Below are 19,584 nucleotides of genomic sequence, written 5' to 3'. Positions count from 1 at the left end.
GGCGGCCGTTTTTGGTTCCGAGGACTATTCGCCTACATCACCACGACCTTGGTGCCGACGTTGACGCGGCCATAGAGGTCGATGACGTCTTCGTTGCGCATGCGGATGCAGCCCGAGGAGACGTTGGTGCCGATGGTCCAGGGCTCGTTGGAGCCGTGGATACGGTAGAGCGTCGAACCGAGATACATCGCGCGCGCGCCGAGCGGATTTTCCGGGCCGCCTTCCATGTGCCGGGGCAGGTCGGGGCGACGCGCGATCATTTCCGCCGGCGGGGTCCAGGCCGGCCATTCGCGCTTGGCCGTGATCGACTTCACGCCGGACCAGGTGAAGCCGGGACGCCCGACGCCGATGCCGTAGCGCATCGCCCGGCCGTTGCCCTCGACGAGATACAGGAACTTGTTCGGCGTATCGACCACGATCGTGCCGGCGCTTTCGTTGCCGCTATAGTCAACGAGTTGCTTCTCGAATCTCGGGTCGAACTGACGCTGCCGCGGATCGACCGCCTCCTGCTGGAGACCTGCGCCCTGCATCTGCGGCTCGCCCATCGGCGGCAGGCGGCGCTGGTCATAATAACCTGGCTGCTGCTGATACATCGGCTGCTGCGGAGCGTAGGCCGGACCGCGACCGGGCCCGTCGCCGAATATGAACTCGATGAAGCCGCCGCCCATGTTCGAATTGGAGGCGACGCGAACCGGCGCAGGCGGCACCTGCGGCTGGTAGAGCACCGCGGGCGGATCGTTCGGCACGCTATTGTCGAAAGCGCTGGCGCTGTTGGCGCCCGCAATGAAGGTGCAAGCGCTGCCAAGCAGCGCGACAGACATTTTCTTGAACATCGACGTACTCTGTACTGTTTCGTCTAGATCACATGCGTCGTGGCGAGGTGATGGCTGATCCGCTCCCGCGACGTGGTCAATAAAGAGCAAAAGCCGTTTTGTTTGGTAAACGGAAACGCCATTTCGATTCACCACGTCGTCGGCAGCGGTGCAATTTGGCGATCAGCGTTTATTTTCGATGAACGCCGCGCACGCATGGTTAATCGCCCGTTTGCAAGCCGTCGCGCACAACCGCACGACAGTTCCGGCTGTGAACTTCGTGTTAAATCGCTTCTGCCTACAAAGACGCGTGAGTGAGGTGGGGGGAGTTCTTGATGGCTATTCACCGCAAACGTTTTCGTGTCGAAGAGGCTATTGTCGGCGAGATGCCAAGCCCCGAAATGATTGAGGAGGCTGCGCCGATGCATAGCGAGATCATGGCCGAGTTGCGTGCGATCCGTGCACAGATGGCGAAGGGCACCGCGCCCCTGTCCGGCAGCGCCGCCATGGCCGCGATCGACGCCTCCACCGCCCACGAGCTCTCCGAAGCCCGTACCATGCTCGATACTTACCGGGCGCAGATCGAGCAGTGCGAGAAGCTGAAGGTCGAGCTCGACCTCATCCACGACGCCATCGATCGTACCAAGCGCGAGATCGCGACACTGCATGGCAAGAGCTTCGACGGCGGCGAAATGGCCAAGGTCAATGGCGAGCTCGGCGCGGTCGTCGGCGGCACCGAACAAGCGACCCAGCAGATTCTCGAAGCCGCCGAGTCGATCGACCAGGCGGCCAGCGCGATGGCCAAAGTGCAATCGGCCGATCAGCAGAAGCGGCTCGCCGACGATATCCAGGAACGCGTCATCTCGATCTTCGAAGCCTGCAACTTCCAGGACCTGACCGGCCAGCGCATCAGCAAGGTCATGACCACGATGAAGTTCATCGAGCAGCACATCAACTCCATGATGGAAATCTGGGGCGGCGTCGACGCGATCAAGTCCCACGTCGTGCCGCAGGTCGACACCCGCAGCGACGACGACAAGCTTCTCAACGGCCCGAAGCTCGCCGGCGACGTCGGCCACGCCTCGCAGGACGACATCGACGCGCTGTTCGACTGAGCGGACGCGACACTCTGAAAAACAAAACGCCGGCGCAAGCCGGCGTTTTTTTCGTCATTGCGAGCGAAGCGAAGCAATCCAGCCTGGGTCCGCGGAGGCAGCCTGGATTGCTTCGTCGCTTCGCTCCTCGCAATGACGAGTGGCTAGGCCAGCGCCCCGATCACGCCCTCGGCGCGCAGCGGACGTAGACCATGTTGCCGTAGCGGGTGGCGGCGTCCTTGTCGATGAAGCGGGTGATGAGGACGCGGCCGTCGAAGGAGACGATCTCGCGGTCCTGATCACCGGGCGTCGGACCCGCCGGCCCGATATAGTTCTTGCCGCTGGGCGAACCCTTCAGCCGCAGCTCCTGCGGTGTTGCCTGGTCAGCCAGATGCATGATCACGCCGCCGGAGGAGCCGGCGGTGATCACGTAAGGATTTTTGCATTGGGCCCGGGCGGCAGCCTCGGTGCGGGCGCGGTCGGCCGGGTTCTGGAACGAGGCGAGGCCCCAGCGCCCGACGATCTCGTCGGCGCGGATCGACGCGGGCATTTCGGGGCCGGTGCCGGGCTCGGCCTCGGGGGGCGGTGAGGACGAAGAAAAGGACGGCAGGCTCATGCCGCCGCCGCAGGCGCCAAGCAGCAGCGCCATGCAAGAAGCCATCGCCAGATTGGCGACCGTGCGCGCGTGAGCTGAACTGATCATGGCATTCCCCCGGACAAAACCATGGCCGCACCCCTTACGCAGCCAAGCGCAAAACCGCTGCCGGAGCAATGACGTCCTTTAATACGCCGGCGCCCCGAACAAGTTTCCAATGTCACCATCCTATATCCGTCTCACCAATCGCTTAACCACCTTTGCTTGACAGGATCGCGGCCAAGCCATATTCCCGGACGCACCATTAGCACTCTGAAAGATGGATTGCTAACGCGCGCCGATCGATCCTCGGGAAGGGTGGACGGAAGCGCCGCCCGCCCACTGCCTCTCCTTCCGAAGCGAGCCTCCAAAGGGAAACGTCATGACTAAATCCAAATTTCGTCCGCTGCATGACCGTGTCGTGGTCAAACGTATCGACGCCGAGTCAAAGACCAAGGGCGGCATCATCATTCCGGACACGGCCAAGGAAAAGCCGTCCCAGGGCGAAGTCGTCGCCGTCGGCCCCGGTGGCCGCGACGAGGCCGGCAAGCTGATCCCGATCGACCTCAAGGTCGGCGACCGTGTGCTGTTTGGCAAGTGGTCGGGCACCGAGGTCAAGATCGACAACGACGAGCTCCTGATCATGAAGGAGTCGGACATCATGGGCGTGATGGCCTGAGGCCAGACGCCTGAACGGCCGCTGAATGCATGCCCGGGTCACTCGATCCGGGCATGCATCATTCCGCCGGGTTCGATCGCGGACCCCGGATGAGGCGACCCAATAAGCAAGACACATCACGAAACAAGAGGAATTGCAGACCATGGCTGCCAAAGACGTCAAGTTTTCCGGAGACGCGCGCGATCGCATGCTGCGCGGCGTCGATATTCTCGCCAACGCCGTCAAGGTGACGCTCGGCCCGAAGGGCCGCAACGTGCTCATCGAGAAGTCGTTCGGCGCGCCCCGCATCACCAAGGACGGCGTCACCGTCGCCAAGGAGATCGAGCTCGAGGACAAGTTCGAGAACATGGGCGCCCAGATGGTGCGTGAGGTCGCCTCCAAGACCAACGACCTCGCCGGCGACGGCACCACCACCGCGACCGTACTGGCCCAGTCCATCGTGCGCGAAGGCGCCAAGTCGGTTGCCGCCGGCATGAACCCGATGGACCTCAAGCGCGGCATCGACATCGCGGTCGCGGCCGTCGTCAAGGACATCGAGAAGCGCGCCAAGCCGGTCGCCGCCTCCTCCGAGGTCGCCCAGGTCGGCACCATCTCGGCCAACGGCGATGCCGCCATCGGCAAGATGATCGCGCAGGCGATGCAGAAGGTCGGCAACGAGGGCGTCATCACCGTCGAGGAGAACAAGTCGCTCGACACCGAGGTGGACATCGTCGAGGGCATGAAGTTCGACCGCGGCTATCTCAGCCCCTACTTCGTCACCAACCCCGAGAAGATGACGGCCGAGCTCGAGGACGCCTACATCCTCCTGCACGAGAAGAAGCTGTCCGGCCTGCAGGCCATGCTGCCGGTGCTTGAAGCCGTGGTGCAGTCGGGCAAGCCGCTCGTCATCATCGCCGAGGACGTCGAGGGCGAGGCGCTGGCCACCCTGGTCGTCAACCGCCTCCGCGGCGGCCTGAAGGTCGCCGCCGTCAAGGCGCCGGGCTTCGGCGACCGCCGCAAGGCCATGCTCGAGGACCTCGCGATCCTCACCGGCGGCCAGCTGATCTCCGAAGACCTCGGCATGAAGCTCGAGAACGTCACGGTGAAGATGCTTGGGCGCGCGGGCAAGGTGGTGATCGACAAGGAGAACACCACGATCGTCAAGGGCGCCGGCAAGAAGCCGGAGATCGAGGCCCGCGTCGGCCAGATCAAGGCCCAGATCGAGGAGACCACCTCGGACTACGATCGTGAGAAGCTCCAGGAGCGCCTCGCCAAGCTCGCAGGCGGCGTCGCGGTGATCCGCGTCGGCGGCGCCACCGAGATCGAGGTCAAGGAGAAGAAGGACCGCGTCGAGGACGCGCTCAACGCCACCCGCGCCGCGGTGCAGGAAGGCATCGTCCCCGGCGGCGGCGTCGCGCTGCTCCGCGCCAAGAAGGCGGTTGGCCGTCTGACCAACGCCAATGCCGACGTCCAGGCCGGCATCAACATCGTGCTGAAGGCGCTGGAAGCCCCGATCCGCCAGATCTCCGAGAACGCGGGCGTGGAAGGCTCGATCGTCGTCGGCAAGATCCTGGAGAACAAGTCGGAGACCTTCGGCTTCGACGCCCAGACCGAGGAGTATGTCGACATGGTCGAGAAGGGCATCATCGACCCCGCCAAGGTGGTACGCACCGCGCTCCAGGACGCCGCGTCGATCGCCGGCCTGCTGGTGACCACCGAGGCCATGGTCGCGGAGTCACCGAAGAAGGAAGCCGGCCCCGGCATGCCGGCCGGTGGCGGCATGGGCGGCTTCTAAGCCCCATCCTCGCCTGATAGTAGTTGCGAAGGCCGCCTCCGGGCGGCCTTCTTTTTTGCCGATCATGGCCCGAGCTTTCCAATTCAACCGGCGGTCAAAACCCACTACGGTGACGCCCGATTCGAATTGTTTGGGCATGATCTCATCGGAAAACCGCTGCACACTTCCGGATCATGCCCCATTGCCCCGGGGATTTCGTCGATGCGCCCGCTTCTGTTTTGCTCCACGGCCGTTCTGGCGGCTCTGCTTGCAGTTTCGCCTGAGGTCGCATCCGCCCAGATGAAGCTGGCGCCCAAGGCCACGGCGCCGGGCGGCGCCGAGACGCGCTATTTCACCTCGATCGACGGGCTGATGGACGGCAATGCCGACGTGATCCTGAAGGAGACACGCCAGGGCAAGATCGTCACCGCGGCCGTGCTCGACGTCTGTTATCCCGTCGCGAAGAATTCCGACCGCAAGGACCGCTTCATCGTCAATCTCCAGGTCGCGGGCCAGAACCTGACGGGTACGACGCAGAGCCTCGGCGCGAAGACGCCGGTCACCGTCAAGCTGCTGCGCAAACAGGCCGGAGACACGTTCGAATTCCGCGGCCAGATCAGCATTGGCCAGGCCGTCACCGAGGTCACCTCGCCCGACAATTCCGATCTCAGCGAGAAGGAATTCCTCGACAACCAGACCTCCGACGACGGCATCACGCCGCAGCCGAAGGATTTCACCGACGTCTCACCGGAAGCGATCGCGGTCAAGGTCAAGGTGGATGCCGCGACCGAGTTCCTGAAGAGCCTGAAGGGCCAGGACGTCGAGGTGACGCTGGCGAGCCTCACCGTCGGCTGCGACGCGCTGCGCGCGGGCGAGCAGACCATCAACATGTCGGTCGATCCGGAGCGCGCCGGCGCGCTGCTGGCAAAATTCAAGGCGATGCCCGGCGTCACTGCCGCGGGCTGGACCGCGGGCATGATCGAGATGGACCGCACCATCCGCATTCCCGCCGCCGACTGGCGCGACGGCGACAAGATCAACCGCGACAAGCTCGCGGCCGCGGTGGCTGGCGTGCTGAGCAGGACGCTCGCGGCAAAGCCGGTCTCGCAGAGCTTCAACCCGGCGACCGGCAAGCTCAAGCTGGTGTTCAAGCGGCCGAACCTGGATTTTCCCGCGCTCGAGCTCACCGACACGATCGAGGTTGCGGGTCTCGTCACGCCCGACAAGCCCGGCACGACCGACAAGCTCATGCTCTGGGTCGGGAGTCCCGCGACCACGACCACCGACGAGAGCAGCGGTGCCAAGCTCAATCTCTCGGACGAAGCGACCGGCGACGAGGAAGGCGATCAGCCCGACGACAACGGTTCGGTCGAGGCGCTCGCCAAGGAATTGAAAGGCCAGCGCTGGGACGCCGACAAGTCGGTGTGGAAGTGACGTAACCCGCACATCAACTCTCGGTTGTCGCCCGGCTTGACCGGGCGACCCAGTACTCAGAGACGATTTTGATGCATCGAGAAGCTGCGGCGTACTGGATTCCCCGCTTGCCGCCTACGCTGAAGCTTCGGCGCCCCTGGACCTCAAGCCCGGCGAAGCCTTGGCGTAGCCGGGTCGCGGGGAATGACAGCGATGGCTAATTGCCGTTGACGCGGAAGCGCAGCGGCTTGGGGCCGACGAGCGTGAGCACGTCGCCCTGGCGCTTCCAGGTCTCGACGCTGCCGAGGGCCGCAACGAGATCGTCGTCGGCCTGCGCTCGCGCCGGCGGGCAGGAGCGGTCCTGGATCTGGCCGGGGACGAAGATCACGGTGTTGCCGGAAACCGAGAACTGGCCCTTGCCGCCCTTGCACCAGAGCTCCAGCACGACCTCGCCATTGTCGCCGATCTCGATGTTCGGAATCCGCTTCGAGCCCGGCTGCGGCAGCGCCTCCAGCGTCATCTCGGTGCCGAACGGAAAACCGTCCTCCGCACGCGCAAGCGTGGACATCGCGAGCATTGCAACCGCCGCACACACCGTCTGCCTGAACGAAACCATGAGACCTCTCGACCGACTTGATTTGCCGCACCTTCTATAAGACGGCGGCGCCGTTGAGAAGGTTCGCCCATGCGCGACGCAAAAATCCCCGCGAGGACCAACCTCGCGGGGATTTGGGTTGAAGCGGGGCGTGGCCTGCTACTTCAGCACCATCGCCGTAAACGGCCAGACATAGGCCTGCAACGTCACGAACACGCCGACCAACGAGGCCAGCACGATCGAGTGCCAGAACACGAAGCGCAGGATCGTGCCTTCGTGCCCGTACCAATTCGTCGCGGTGGACGCGACCACGATCGACTGGGCGTCGATCATCTTGCCCATCACGCCGCCGGACGAGTTCGCCGCAGCCATCAGGATCGGCGACAGACCAAGCTGCTCGGAGGTGATCTTCTGAAGATTTCCGAACAGAACGTTGGAAGCGGTATCCGATCCCGTTAACGCCACGCCCAACCAGCCGAGCAGTGTGCCGAAGAAGGGATAGAGCACGCCTGTTGCAGCAAAGGCGAGGCCGAGCGTCGCGTCCACGCCGGAGAGCCGCGTTAGCGTGCCGATCGCAAGCATCGCCGAGATCGTGATCAGCGAGATCGCGCAAAGCCGGATGGTGCGCCCGTATTCCGTCAAGAGCCGGCCAGGACCGACGCCCATCAGGAAGCCTGAGATGATCGCCGCAATCAGCATGCCCGTGCCGGTGAACGAGAGATAGGTGAAGCCGAACACCGCGCTCTCTTTCGTCGGCCCCGGCGCGACCGGCGGCATCTTGTTGATCATCTGATGCAGCTCGGGAACGGGGTAGTTCCAGGTAAAGATCGAGTTCGCCCAAGTCTTGAATCCACCATTGCCCCAGATCAGCATCACGATACAGACGATGATCCACGGCAGCAGCGCGCTGAACAGCTCGCTCTGCGTCAGCGGCGTCTTGTCCATCGGTTTTGCGGCGGCCATGGTGGCGGCCGATTCATCGCGGCCGCGCAGCGCAGGGGACAGCCAGAGCTGCCTCGGCTGCCAGACCTTCAGGAACAGGATCAGCGCGCCCATCGAGATCAGCGATGCGCCGATGTCGACGATCCAGGGATTGATGAAGTTCGAGATCACGAATTGCGGGACCGCGAACGACACGCCGGTGACCAGGATCGCCGGCCAGACATCCTTCATGCCCTTCCAGCCCGCGAACGCCCACACCACCCAGAACGGCACGATCAGCGAGAAGAACGGCAATTGCCGGCCGACCATCGCGCCGAGGATGTAGGGATCAAGCCCGGTGACCGAGGCAAGGCCCTGGATCGGCGTGCCCAGCGCCCCATAGGCGACCGGCGCGGTGTTGGCGATCAGCGACAGGCCGCTTGCTGCAAGCGGCGAGAAGCCGAGGCCGATCAGGACGGCGCCCGTGATCGCGACCGGCGTGCCGAAGCCCGAGGCACCTTCGAAGAAGGCGCCGAACGAGAATGCTATCAGCAGCAATTGCAGCCGCCGGTCCTCGGTGACGCCGCCGACCGCGCGCTTGAGCAATTCGAAGCGTCCGGTGCTCACCGTCACTTGGTAGAGGAAGATGACGTTGAGAACGATCCAGCCGATCGGGAAGAACCCGGTGACGATGCCCAGCACCGAGGCGCGGATCGACATGTTCGCGGGCATGGTGAAGACGAAGATCGTGATCAAATTGGCCACGATCACGGCGATGACCGCCGCGATATGAGCCTGGACGCGGCCGCTCGCGATCAGGACCAGCAATGTGACGACAGGGACTGCCGCCGCGATCGTCGACAGCACAGGGCTGTGCAACGGGTCATAAACTTGATTCCACATGGTCTTCCTCCCCCACGCATGTGTGCTGCAGGCGGCCCGCGTGGACAGCCGATCCTGCTTGGCGTTGAAGCGATAACCCCCGAGCCCGACGCGAATTCCTCGCGAATGCAGCGGTTCCCGTCCGCTCACAAGCTCGCGAAATCCCGAAGGCCCCCGCCCCGCGCCGTTGAGCCCATGCTAGGGTTGCAAGCTGCGACAAGCCAACGCAAATTGCAGGCCTTGCGACTTTAGTCTAAGCGCGCCGATTTCCGCCGTCGTCCCAAGTCTTTGGCCCCTGGCAGTTGTGCACATCCCCTCAGGAGACTCAGCTCTGTGAAGAACATCAGCGCCACGCTCGCGATCGTCTGGCGAATCGCCGCCCCATATTTCCGGTCGGAGGACAAATGGGCCGGCCGCGGTCTGCTGGCCGCTGTCATCGCGATGGAGCTGGCGCTGGTCGCGATCGACGTCCTGGTCAATCAATGGCAGAACCGGTTCTACAGCTCACTGCAGGCAAGTGACTGGGATAGTTTCGTCAGGGAGATCTGGATCTTCATTGGCCTCGCCTCCGCCTTCATCGCGCTGGCGGTCTACAAGCTGTACCTGAATCAGTGGCTCCAGATCCGCTGGCGGCAATGGCTGACCCGGCACTATCTGGGCGAATGGCTGCAAGGCGCCACCCACTACCGCATGCAGCTCAAGGGCGATGCGGCCGACAACCCGGACCAGCGCATCACCGAGGACGTCAAGAACTTCGTCGAGCAGACCCTGACTATCGGGCTCGGCCTGCTCTCGTCGATCGTGACGCTGTTCTCGTTCGTGATCATCCTCTGGGGGCTTTCCAACGCTGCGCCGTTGCACCTGTTCGGCGCCGATCTCATGATCCCCGGCTATCTGTGCTGGGGCGCGCTGGTCTACGCGATCTTCGGCACTGCGTTGACGCACTGGATCGGCGCTCCGCTGGTCAATCTCAATTTCGAGCAGCAGCGCTTCGAGGCCGACTTCCGCTTCAACCTCGTCCGCGTTCGCGAGAATTCCGAGCAGATCGCGCTACTCAAGGGCGAAGGCGCCGAGCGCGGCCGGCTGCTGGAGCGCTTCGGCTTCGTGATTGGTAATTGGTACGCCATCATGAGCCGCACCAAGCGCCTCACCGCGTTCACCGCGAGCTATCAGCAGGCCGCCGTGATCTTTCCCTACGTGCTGGTGGCGCCGGCCTTCTTCGCCAAGAAGATCCAGCTTGGCGACATGATGCAGACCGCCTCCGCCTTCTCGAGCGTACAAGGCGCACTGTCCTTCTTCGTCACGGCGTACCGGTCGCTGGCGGAATGGCGCTCGATCGTCGCGCGCCTCGACGGCTTCGAGATGTCGGTCGATGCGGCCGCGAATTTGCCGCCGCACGAGCCTGCGATTGCCCTCAAGGTCGCCGGCGGCAATCGCAATATCGCCCTCGAACAGCTCTGCGTGAACCTGCCGAGCGGCACGCCGCTGGTCGCCGCCGACGCCTTCTCCGTCCAGACGCCGGAGCGCGTGCTGGTGACCGGACCGTCGGGCTCCGGCAAGTCGACGCTATTCCGGGCCATCGCCGGCATCTGGCCGTTCGGCACCGGCAGCATCTTCGTCCCGGAAAAGGCGAAGCTGATGATGCTGCCCCAGCGTCCCTATTTCCCGGTCGGTGTGCTGCGCGACGCGGTGGTTTATCCGGCCGCGCCGGGCGCATTCGAAACCTCCCGTGTCAGGGACGCGCTGATCGCCGTGGGGCTGCCCGACCTCGCCGAACGGCTCGAGGAGGACGGTCATTGGAACCGGATGCTGTCGCTGGGCGAGCAGCAGCGCCTCGGGCTCGCCCGCGCGCTGCTGCACGCCCCGGACTACCTGTTCCTGGATGAGGCCACGGCCTCGCTGGACGAACCGTCCGAGGCCCGCCTGTACCGGCTGCTGGCGGAGAAGCTGCCGCAGGCCACCCTCGTCTCCATCGGCCACCGCTCGACGCTGGAAGCCTTCCATACCCGCAAGGTGACGATGGTGAAGCACGGCGCGATCCACGTCCTCGGTGACGGTGGTGTGCCGGTCGAGAAGGAGCCCAGCGCGGCACGCTGAGACGGCTCGACCGAGCCCTGAGGCTATTATGGCCCTTCGTTGCGGCCCTCCTTCGAGACGCCCGCCTTTGGCGGGCCCTCAGGATGAGGTCTGTCCTCGCGGTGAAATCTTTGACCCCTCATAGTGAGGAGCCCGCCGGAGGCGGGCGTCTCGAACCATGCAGGGCCCCGGCCCGGCGCCCCAAAGTCCCAAAGCAAAAGGGCGGCAGGTTTGCCCTGCCGCCCTTCATAAAGTCGCTTCGGGAAGAAGCTTACTTCAGGTTGCTCATCGCCGTCAGGTCGAACGACAGCTTGGCAATGCCGGCCGCGCCGCACCAGTTGGAGCCAGCGCCGCCCGGATTGATCGCGGTGACGTTGGTGGTACCGGTGGCGTTGAAGGCGCTGGTGAAGGCGTTGCAATCACCCTTGTTCAGGTCGGTGTCGGAGTAACGCAGGTCCAGCGTGAACACCTTGTAGGTGAAGCCGATGCCGATGTTCCAGGTGTTGTAGTCCTTGTACGGGATACCGTTGGCGAAAACGGTGCCCACGCCGGTGCCGTAGAAGGCGTCCGAAGTACCGAACCACTGCCGGCCGAACTCACCCGACACGTACATGCCCATGCCGGAGGGACCGAAGGCCGTGCTGGGCGCCGTGTACTTGGCGGTCAACGAAGCGTAGTTGCCCCAGGCACCCGAGTTCAGGAAGTTCGGCGAGTAGTACTCGGTCGCGCCGACCGTGAAGCTGTCGTTGATGGTGTAGTTCACCTTGCCGTAGACTTCGACGAAGCTGACGTCCTTCTTCATGACGTTGCCGTCGGCGAGGAAGATCGTGGTCGTGCTGACGCCGCAGACGTTGCCGCCGGGAATGCCGCCGGTGAGCACGTTGTCGGCGCAGCTGCCGCCCGGATACAGGTAGCCCCAGACACCGATGTCGAAGGCGAAGGCGCCGAAGGTCGGGCGGATACCGCCGTAGATATCGACTTCAGCAGCGGCGCGATTGGCGAAGGAGATGCTCTCCGCGGACACGCCGACGTAGAGCTGGAGGTCCTTGTTGACGTTGTAGCGCGGCTCGAAATAGGCCGCGACCGACGGCTTGTGGTTCGACTGCGTGACGCCGCGGAAGATGTAGTCGCTCATGATGGCGCCGCCGAAGGCGATATCCCAGGGGTCAAACGCGACGACCGGCGGGGCCTTCAGCGCCTTCACTCGCATGTCTGCCGCGAAAGCCGAGCCCGTCACCATTGCCAGCGCCGTTGCCAACAAAGCCACTTTTTTCATTTCGATCCCCATCACCAGTTCTAAGACCCCAGCCGATCCCGGAAGCCCCCGGAACGCTCGACCTGATTGAAAATTTCGTAACTGCGGCAATTTGGATGGAGTGACGTAAACCGTGAAGCAAAAAACACGGGCATCTGCCGACTTTTTGGGCGTTCTGACGATTCTACGGAAGGTTGTCAGCCTGTGTGTCTTCTTGATCACATTATTTGCATGCCAAAGTGCACTGGGGGGCCCGGGTTAGTACGGGCCCCGCGGTACCGTGCTGCCCGCGCCACGAATCAGGCTGCTTCCGGACAAGACCATCCCGCGCGCGCCGTCGCGCCGATGCAAAAAGGCCGCAGCATCGCTGCGGCCTTCCTGTTGTCGATCATGGTCGTCGGATTGGATCCAGCGCTTTGCCTAACCTTGGGCCTAACCTTGTCCTTCGGCCGGCGTCGTGTCCGCAGAAGACGAAGGCATCGCCCAGCTTGTCTCGGCGGCGGGCTCGGGAGCCGGAGCTGCCGGTGTTGACGGCTTCGGCGCGGGAGCTGCCTTCGCCTTCTTCGGCGCCGCTTTCTTCGCAGCCTTCTTGGCGGCCTTCTTAGGGGCAGCCTGCTTAGCGGCCTTCTTGGCCGACTTCCTGGCGGCCTTCTTTGGCGCGGCCTTCTTCGCAGATTTCTTTGTGGCCTTCTTGGCAGACTTCTTCGCGGATTTCTTCGCGGATTTTTTGGCTGCCTTCTTTGAGGTCTTCTTCGCCGCTACCGCCTTCTTGGCCTTTTTGGCCTTCTTGCTTTTCTTCTTCTTCGCTTTCGCCATCGTGGTCCTCCTGTTGCCGCCGAACAATGGTCGATCGGGCGCCTTCAGCCGTCACCTCCGGACGAAAGCTCAGCCCTCGAAGGCTCGGCCTTCGAAAGCTCAGTCTTGCGCGTTCAATGCCGGCCGCGACCCGCCCGTAGCCCAATCGAGAAGCTCAATCGTGTGTACGACCGGAACTGACGTGCCACTGGCAATCTGCACCATGCAGCCGATATTGCCTGCGGCAATCATGTCCGGCTTGACGCTCGCGATGTTGGCGACCTTGCGATCGCGCAACCGGCCCGCAAGCTCGGGCTGGAGAATGTTGTAGGTGCCCGCCGAACCGCAACACAAATGGCTCTCCGGCACATCTTTCACCACGAATCCATTATTGGAAAGCAATTCTTTCGGAAGGCCCGTGATTTTCTGCCCGTGCTGCAACGAACACGCAGAGTGATAGGCGACGACGATGTTGTCCTTTCGCGCTGTGGCCGCGAGTCCAAGGCCGGCGACGTATTCAGTGATGTCCTTGGCGAGCGCGGAGACCTTCGCCGCATCGGCGGCAAACGCAGCATCCTCTCGCAGAAGATAGCCGTAGTCCTTGATCACGGTGCCGCAGCCGGACGCGGTCACCAGGATGGCATCGAGCCCCTCGCCGGCCGCTTCCGCGCGCCACGCCGCGACATTGGCGCGAGCCCGCGCCAATGCGTCCTGGTCGTTGCCGAGGTGATGGGTCAGCGCGCCGCAACACTGCTCGTCCCTGGCGAGGACGACCTCGATGCCGTGGCGCGTGAGGAGACTGATGGCGGCCTGGTTGATGCGCGGCGCCAGCACCTGCTGGGCGCAGCCCTGGAGCAGCGCGACCCGGCCGCGCTTCTTGCCGAGAGCCGCGAACACACTTCCAGCGGCGGGCCCCCGCGGCGGCAGCCGGCTCGGCGCCAGCGCCAGCATCGCCTTGAGGCGCAGGATCATGCCGGGCGTCGCCGATGGCCGGGGCGTCGGCAGGAATGCGGCCAGCGGGCGGGCCAGCCGTGCCAGCACCATGCTGGCGCGGAAACGCTGCGGGTCCGGCAGGACGAAGGCCAACACCCGGCGCAGCAGCCGCTCGGCCAGCGGCCGCTCGTAACGCTGCTCGATCCTGACCCGGGCCTGATCGACCAGATGCATGTAATTCACCCCCGAGGGGCAGGTCGTCATGCAGGCCAGGCACGACAGGCAGCGGTCGACGTGTTTGACCACTTCGGCCGTCGGCGTCTGGTCCTTCTCCAGCATCTCCTTGATCAGATAGATGCGGCCGCGCGGGCTATCGAGTTCGTCGCCAAGCAGCACATAGGTCGGACAGGTTGCGGTGCAGAAGCCGCAATGGACGCAGGCGCGCAGGATCTTGTCGGCTTCCGCGATGTCTGGATCGGCGAGCTGCGCGAGTGAAAATTCGGTCTTCATGCGGCAGCGCCCCGCGTCAGCCGGCCCCGGTTGAGGATGGTCGTCGGATCGAAACTGGCGCGGACCCGCTCGCTCAGCGCGGCAAGGCCAGGGGCTTGCGGGTGGAATACATCGATCGCGCGCCTGATGTCCTCGGCCGCCCGGATCAGCGTGGCGTGCCCGCCGGCCGCATTCACACGTTCGCGCACGGCCGGGGCATGCGCGTCCGGCGTCGGTGGCAACGCCGCCCAGATCAGTCCACCGCCCCAATCGTAGATCAATTCGCCACCGGTCTCGCGCGCCAGCAGCGTCCCGAGCGCCGCGCCCGACGCCGGCGGACAGACGATCCGCCAGACCGGCCAGGGCCCCAGCACGCCAGCAGCCGCGAACGGCAGGACATCGCGGATCGTGGTCCACAGCGCCGCTGACACCGTATCCTCGACGAGAGTTGCGGTTCCGAACGGCGCCAGCAATTCGCGCAGCGAGCCGGCACGGTGGGCGGCCGAGGCGGTAATACCTTCGAGCCGCAGCACGGTCAGCGCCTCGCCTTGGCCTGCGATATCGCCCAGACCTTCGATCCTGGTCCGGAACGCCGATTTCGGCAGGTGCGCGGCCCCGGAGACGTCGAAGGGCGAGCCGAGCGCCGCGGTCATCGCCTTGTTGGCGGCGGCATCGTCGAGCCCGCGCAGCGACAGCGTCCGCTCGGCCTCCGGCTTCGGCATCACCTTCAGTGTGACCTCGGTCATGACCGACAGCGTGCCCCATGAACCAGCCAGAAGCTTGCAGAGATCGTAGCCGGTGACGTTCTTCACCACCTTGCCGCCGGTCTTGAAGCTGTCGCCGAAACCGGACACGGCATGAGCCCCAAGCAGATGGTCGCGCGCCCCGCCCGCTTTGATCCGGCGCGGACCGGCCAGGCCAGCCGCGATCATGCCACCGATGGTGGCTGATACCGGCGTGCCGAGCAGTGGCGCCGTGTTCATCGGCTCGAAGGCGAATTGCTGGTTCTTGGCATCGATCAGCGACAGCACGTCGGCCAGCGGCGCCCCGGCCTGGAGCGTGACAATGAGTTCGTTGGGCTCGTAGGCGGTGATGGCATTCAGCGCGGAGACGTCGAGCACGGCGTTGGTCGCCATCGCATGGCCGATGCCACGCTTGGAGCCATGACCGATGATCTCGAGCGGCTGCTCATTGGCAATCGCCGCGCGCACCACCTCTTCGACGTCTTTAGCGTCTCGTACCTTGAGCGTATCCACGCCTGTAGCGGGTAACGAAGTTTGCAGCGAAAATCAAATTTGGCGCGTTGCAGCGAGGCGACACTAGAATCGCGGGATGTCAGGAAACGCCAGCTTGCCAGCGTGGACGTGCATGCGGCCGAGCTCGGCGCAGCGGTGCAGGGTCGGAAACACCTTTCCGGGATTGAGCAGGCCCTGCGCGTCGAAGGCGCATTTCAGGCGCTGCTGCTGGTTGAGGTCGATCTCGCTGAACATCTCCGGCATCAGATCGCGCTTCTCGATGCCGACGCCGTGCTCGCCGGTGAGCACGCCGCCGAACTCGACGCAGGCGCGCAGGATGTCGGCGCCGAAGGCCTCGGCGCGCTCGATCTCGCCGGGCTTGTTGGCATCATAGAGGATCAGCGGATGCAAATTGCCGTCGCCGGCATGGAACACGTTGGCGCAACCGAGCTGGTATTTCTCCGATAGCTCGCGGATGCGCGCCAGCGCCTTCGGCAGCGCACCGCGTGGGATGGTGCCGTCCATGCAGAGATAGTCCGGGGAGATGCGGCCCACGGCGGGGAACGCAGCTTTCCGGCCGGCCCAGAACAGATTGCGCTCGGCCTCCGAGGTCGAGATCTGGCAGGTGGTCGAGCCGCAAGCGTTCGCAATCGTCTCGACCCGCGTGATCAGCTCGTCGACCTCGATCTTGGGACCGTCGAGCTCGATGATGAGGAGCGCCTCGACATCGAGCGGATAGCCGGCATGGACGAAGGCCTCCGCGGCGTGGATCGCAGGCTTGTCCATCATCTCCATGCCGCCGGGAATGATGCCGGCGCCGATGATGCGCGCCACGCACTCGCCGGCCGCCTCGACTTGCGCGAAGCCGACCATCAGCGCGCGCGCCGTCTCCGGCTTTTGCAGGATACGCACCGTGATCTCGGTGATGACGCCGAGCAGGCCTTCGGAGCCGGTGATGATGCCCATCAGGTCGTAGCCGGAGTTCTCCGCCGACTTGCCGCCGATGCGCAGGATCTCGCCGCTCATCAGCACGATCTCGCAGCCGAGCACGTTGTTGGTGGTCATGCCATATTTCAGGCAGTGCACGCCGCCGGAATTCTCCGCGACATTACCGCCGATCGAACAGGCGATCTGCGAGGACGGATCCGGCGCGTAGTAGAATCCGGCATGAGCGACGGCCTGACTGATCGCGAGGTTGGTGACGCCGGGCTCGGTGACGACGGCGCGGTTGTCGAAATCGATCTCGCGGATGCGCTTGAACTTGCCGAGGCCCAGGAGCACGCCGTCTTCCAGCGGCAGCGCGCCGCCGGACAGCGAGGTGCCGGAGCCGCGCGGCACCACCTTGATGCCCTGCCCTGCACAATATTTCAGGACGAGCGAAACCTGCTCGGTCGTGTCAGGCAACACCACGACCATCGGCGGCTGCCGATAGGCCGTCAATCCGTCGGATTCATAGGCCCGCATCTCGGCGGCGCTGTCGATCACGCCTTCGCCCGGCACGATTGCGCGCAATGCAGCCACGATCTCAGCGCGGCGCGCGAGCACGGCCTGGTCGCTCGCGGGCATCATGATGGCCATAACATTTCCTTCATGGCATATCCTTCCGGCCGAGGCCGCATGATCGATTTGTCGCGGTAAATCAACCACGTCCGCGGTGGTTTGGGTAGGCCATCCGAAAGTCGGATCGACGATCCTGCGCGAGTTCGCTCTGGGACAAGTAGGAAATCGTGAAACCTGTCATAGCTTGGCGGCTTGTCCAATCCCGGCAGGCCTGCCAAAACCGGCAGGTCCGACCATTGCCGATCAGGCAAGCAACAGACCAGCCCCCAGGGAAGAGACGAAGAGCACCCGATGACAAAACTGATTTTTGGCGCATTGACCATCCTCACCGCGATTGCCACCGCACCCAGCGCGATGGCGCAGGACGTCGCGGCCGGCAAGTCGTCGTTCAACAAATGCCTGGCCTGTCACGCGATCGGCGAAGGCGCCAAGAACAAGGTCGGCCCCGAGCTCAACGGCCTCGACGGCCGCAAGTCCGGCACCGCGCCGGACTACACTTATTCCGACGCCAACAAGAATTCCGGCATCACCTGGAACGAGGCCGTGTTCAAGGAATACATCAAGGACCCCAAGGCCAAGATCCCCGGCACCAAGATGGCGTTCGCCGGTATCAAGAACGAGACCGAGATCAACAATCTCTGGGCCTATGTGTCGCAGTTCGACAAGGACGGGAAGATCAAGCAGTAAACGGCTGAACGGCGGCCGCTAATCGGCGGCCGCCTGCGCCGGAACGATGTTTCCGATCATCGTCTCGATCTCGGTCTTCACGAGATCAGGCACCGCGTTCTGCACCATGTGGCCGAGATCGGGCAGCACGATCAGCTTCGCATTCTGTACGGTCGCGGCGAACGGGCGCGCGTGAATGTCGGTCTTCACCGTCTTGTCGGGTTCGCCGGCGATGATTGTGACCGGCGCCGATATCTCGCCGTAGCGCGCGACCTGCGCGGCGACCGCTTCCTTCAGGGTCACCAGATCATAGGCATTGGCGATGAACTCGCGCGGGCGCAGCAGCAGCGGCGTCGCGGAGTCCTGCACAAAGCCATCCGGCATCATTTGCGGCAGGAAGACATTGCGCGCGCCGGGCTCGCTCAGGAAATAGCCCAGCGGCAGGGTTATGGTGTAGGCGAGCAGCGGGCCGATCACGGGCGTTGCGATGATCTCGTTGTAGCGGCCGACGCCGCCGCGCCAGGGATGGGTGACGGGCGCGAGCATCACAAGGCCCGCGACGCGGCCGGGACGATCGAGCGCCAGCCGCGCGCCGAGCGCACCGCTCCAGGAATGCACCACGAAGACCGCGCGATCGATCCCAAGCTTGCCGAGCGCCTCATCGATCATCCGCGCCTGCACCTCCGGCGTCGAATCCTGCCGCCGCGCCCGCGTGCTCCAGCCATGGCCGGGACGATCGATCAGGATGACGCGATGATCTCTGGCAAGGAGATCGCCGAGCGGCCGCCGCATCGCTTCGAGGTTGGAGCTCGCGCCGTGCAGCATCACGACCGGCAGGCCGGAATCGCGCGGGCCGATATCGACGAGGTGAAGCACCGCACCCTCGACCTCGATCATCCGGCCCTGCGGTGGAAAGGCGCGTTGCACGGCGAGGACGCCGGCCTGCGTGACCAGCGCCAGCACAACCAGCGCGGTCACGACTGACATCACGATCATGGATAGAATCCGGGCGATCCAGGGCACAGGGCAGTTACGTGGCTTGCAGGCGGCAGTTTCGCCCAGGGAGCCTCCGCGCTCCACTTGAAAGGCCGGGGCTGTGGATATGTGCATAATTCAAGCAGGAAAAAATGCAACGAAATCAATGGCACTTCTCGCGGTAAGTCAGCCCCGAACGGCTTCATGCAGTCGTCATCGCGGCTTCCTTATAATCGCCACGGTCGGTTCCGCCATTTAGACGCGGGTGGGCGCCGATCGTGCTCGCAACCCTCTGGGATGCGGGAAAGACCGGCAGGATTTATCCTGATTTGAACCGGAGAATTTCGATGAGCCTGAGATCCAAAGACACTGCGATCGACGAGATCGTGGCAAGCTGCAACGGCGACCTTCGCGGTGCCGTGCGCGCGCTGCTGCTGATCAACGAGCACCTCGAGACGGAGCTGGCGAAGGCCTACGCCGCAGCGGTCGATCGCGGCCTCGCCGAGCGCAGCGGCAACGTTTTGCACTAGGTCGCTGTCGACCTAATTGGTGCTGTCCTCGTCCTTTTCCTCGTCAGGCGTGGGTGGGGGACAGGCGCGGATGGTCGAACGGGCAAGCTTGGCGTCGGCCTTCGATTTGTAGGGACCGTCACCGAACCAGACGTCGCCGATGATCACGGGATTGCTGGTCAGTCGTCCGTGAACAAGGCTCTAAGCGATTGAGCAGGAGTCAGTTTTCCGGTTGGGGGGGCATTTGAGATTGCAGGGATTGGGGGCTTGAGGCCCCCAAACCTTGCAATTTTCGTTTGTGGATTCCC

18 protein-coding genes are annotated in these 19,584 nt (G+C 64.1%); 7 read left to right on the top strand and 11 right to left on the bottom strand.

The features are described from left to right. Window positions 1-32: 32 nt before the first annotated feature. A complete protein-coding gene (locus GWG67_RS26915) occupies window positions 33-833 on the bottom strand; it encodes a L,D-transpeptidase (RefSeq protein ID WP_275172387.1) in 801 nt (266 codons plus the stop codon). Between the two features lie 314 nt (window positions 834-1,147). On the opposite strand from GWG67_RS26915, the gene GWG67_RS26910 reads away from it, so the two are divergent. Then, window positions 1,148-1,927 carry a protein phosphatase CheZ gene (locus tag GWG67_RS26910; RefSeq protein WP_275172386.1) on the top strand — a complete coding sequence of 260 codons (780 nt, stop codon included), beginning with the start codon at window positions 1,148-1,150 and terminating at the stop codon, window positions 1,925-1,927. A gap of 160 nt (window positions 1,928-2,087) precedes the next feature. On the opposite strand, the gene GWG67_RS26905 is transcribed toward GWG67_RS26910, so the two are convergent. Then, window positions 2,088-2,609, bottom strand: coding sequence for a hypothetical protein (locus tag GWG67_RS26905; RefSeq protein ID WP_275172385.1), 522 nt, complete (start codon window positions 2,607-2,609; stop codon window positions 2,088-2,090). Between the two features lie 313 nt (window positions 2,610-2,922). Between GWG67_RS26905 and groES the strand changes: the two genes are divergently transcribed. The 3 genes from groES to GWG67_RS26890 all read left to right on the top strand — a co-directional run bounded on the left by groES (window position 2,923) and on the right by GWG67_RS26890 (window position 6,406). Further along, a complete protein-coding gene (gene groES, locus GWG67_RS26900; RefSeq protein WP_007596954.1) occupies window positions 2,923-3,219 on the top strand; it encodes a co-chaperone GroES in 297 nt (98 codons plus the stop codon). A 142-nt stretch (window positions 3,220-3,361) separates the two neighbouring features. Next, window positions 3,362-4,993: a chaperonin GroEL gene (gene groL / locus GWG67_RS26895; RefSeq protein WP_275172384.1), complete on the top strand. Its 1,632-nt coding sequence runs from the start codon at window positions 3,362-3,364 to the stop codon at window positions 4,991-4,993. 201 nt (window positions 4,994-5,194) lie between these two features. Then, the gene (locus GWG67_RS26890) at window positions 5,195-6,406 is read left to right on the top strand and encodes a hypothetical protein (protein ID WP_275172383.1); all 1,212 of its coding nucleotides are present in this window, start codon (window positions 5,195-5,197) and stop codon (window positions 6,404-6,406) included. 196 nt (window positions 6,407-6,602) lie between these two features. Here GWG67_RS26890 and GWG67_RS26885 read toward each other — a convergent pair whose 3' ends face one another. After that, entirely contained in the window at window positions 6,603-7,001 is a 399-nt protein-coding gene (locus GWG67_RS26885) for an META domain-containing protein (protein WP_275172382.1), read from the bottom strand. A gap of 138 nt (window positions 7,002-7,139) precedes the next feature. Beyond that, window positions 7,140-8,804, bottom strand: a complete 1,665-nt coding sequence (locus tag GWG67_RS26880; RefSeq protein WP_275172381.1) for an L-lactate permease — start codon at window positions 8,802-8,804, stop codon at window positions 7,140-7,142. Window positions 8,805-9,116: 312 nt separating this feature from the next. On the opposite strand from GWG67_RS26880, the gene GWG67_RS26875 reads away from it, so the two are divergent. Next, the gene (locus tag GWG67_RS26875; RefSeq protein WP_275172380.1) at window positions 9,117-10,880 is read left to right on the top strand and encodes an ABC transporter ATP-binding protein/permease; all 1,764 of its coding nucleotides are present in this window, start codon (window positions 9,117-9,119) and stop codon (window positions 10,878-10,880) included. Window positions 10,881-11,130: 250 nt separating this feature from the next. On the opposite strand, the gene GWG67_RS26870 is transcribed toward GWG67_RS26875, so the two are convergent. The 5 genes from GWG67_RS26870 to GWG67_RS26850 form a co-directional block, all read right to left on the bottom strand. After that, a complete protein-coding gene (locus GWG67_RS26870) occupies window positions 11,131-12,135 on the bottom strand; it encodes a TorF family putative porin (RefSeq protein ID WP_027520439.1) in 1,005 nt (334 codons plus the stop codon). Between the two features lie 411 nt (window positions 12,136-12,546). Beyond that, entirely contained in the window at window positions 12,547-12,930 is a 384-nt protein-coding gene (locus GWG67_RS26865; RefSeq protein WP_275172379.1) for a histone, read from the bottom strand. A gap of 99 nt (window positions 12,931-13,029) precedes the next feature. Beyond that, on the bottom strand, window positions 13,030-14,352 hold the full coding sequence (gene glcF, locus GWG67_RS26860; protein WP_275172378.1) for a glycolate oxidase subunit GlcF: 1,323 nt from the start codon (window positions 14,350-14,352) through the stop codon (window positions 13,030-13,032). Beyond that, window positions 14,349-15,587: an FAD-binding protein gene (locus GWG67_RS26855; protein ID WP_275172377.1), complete on the bottom strand. Its 1,239-nt coding sequence runs from the start codon at window positions 15,585-15,587 to the stop codon at window positions 14,349-14,351. The genes glcF and GWG67_RS26855 overlap by 4 nt, the downstream gene beginning before the upstream one ends. A gap of 63 nt (window positions 15,588-15,650) precedes the next feature. After that, the gene (locus GWG67_RS26850) at window positions 15,651-17,144 is read right to left on the bottom strand and encodes an FAD-linked oxidase C-terminal domain-containing protein (RefSeq protein WP_275172376.1); all 1,494 of its coding nucleotides are present in this window, start codon (window positions 17,142-17,144) and stop codon (window positions 15,651-15,653) included. Window positions 17,145-17,417: 273 nt separating this feature from the next. Between GWG67_RS26850 and cycA the strand changes: the two genes are divergently transcribed. Then, window positions 17,418-17,813: a cytochrome c-550 CycA gene (gene cycA / locus GWG67_RS26845; RefSeq protein WP_275172375.1), complete on the top strand. Its 396-nt coding sequence runs from the start codon at window positions 17,418-17,420 to the stop codon at window positions 17,811-17,813. A gap of 18 nt (window positions 17,814-17,831) precedes the next feature. Here the strand turns inward: cycA and GWG67_RS26840 are convergent, their stop codons facing one another. Next, window positions 17,832-18,788 (bottom strand): alpha/beta fold hydrolase, encoded by a 957-nt coding sequence (locus GWG67_RS26840; protein WP_275172374.1) that lies wholly within the window; start codon window positions 18,786-18,788, stop codon window positions 17,832-17,834. A gap of 326 nt (window positions 18,789-19,114) precedes the next feature. Here GWG67_RS26840 and GWG67_RS26835 point away from each other — a divergent pair, with 326 nt between their 5' ends. Beyond that, complete coding sequence (locus tag GWG67_RS26835) at window positions 19,115-19,297, top strand: hypothetical protein (RefSeq protein WP_275172373.1); 183 nt, start codon at window positions 19,115-19,117, stop codon at window positions 19,295-19,297. 12 nt (window positions 19,298-19,309) lie between these two features. Here GWG67_RS26835 and GWG67_RS26830 read toward each other — a convergent pair whose 3' ends face one another. Beyond that, window positions 19,310-19,444 carry a hypothetical protein gene (locus GWG67_RS26830; RefSeq protein WP_275172372.1) on the bottom strand — a complete coding sequence of 45 codons (135 nt, stop codon included), beginning with the start codon at window positions 19,442-19,444 and terminating at the stop codon, window positions 19,310-19,312. Window positions 19,445-19,584: the final 140 nt, after the last annotated feature.

This window comes from Bradyrhizobium sp. CSS354 (genome assembly GCF_029051725.1).
GTDB lineage: Bacteria > Pseudomonadota > Alphaproteobacteria > Rhizobiales > Xanthobacteraceae > Bradyrhizobium.
The sequence above is the reverse complement of the archived record's forward strand: the minus strand, read 5'-3'. Positions and strand labels throughout refer to the sequence as shown.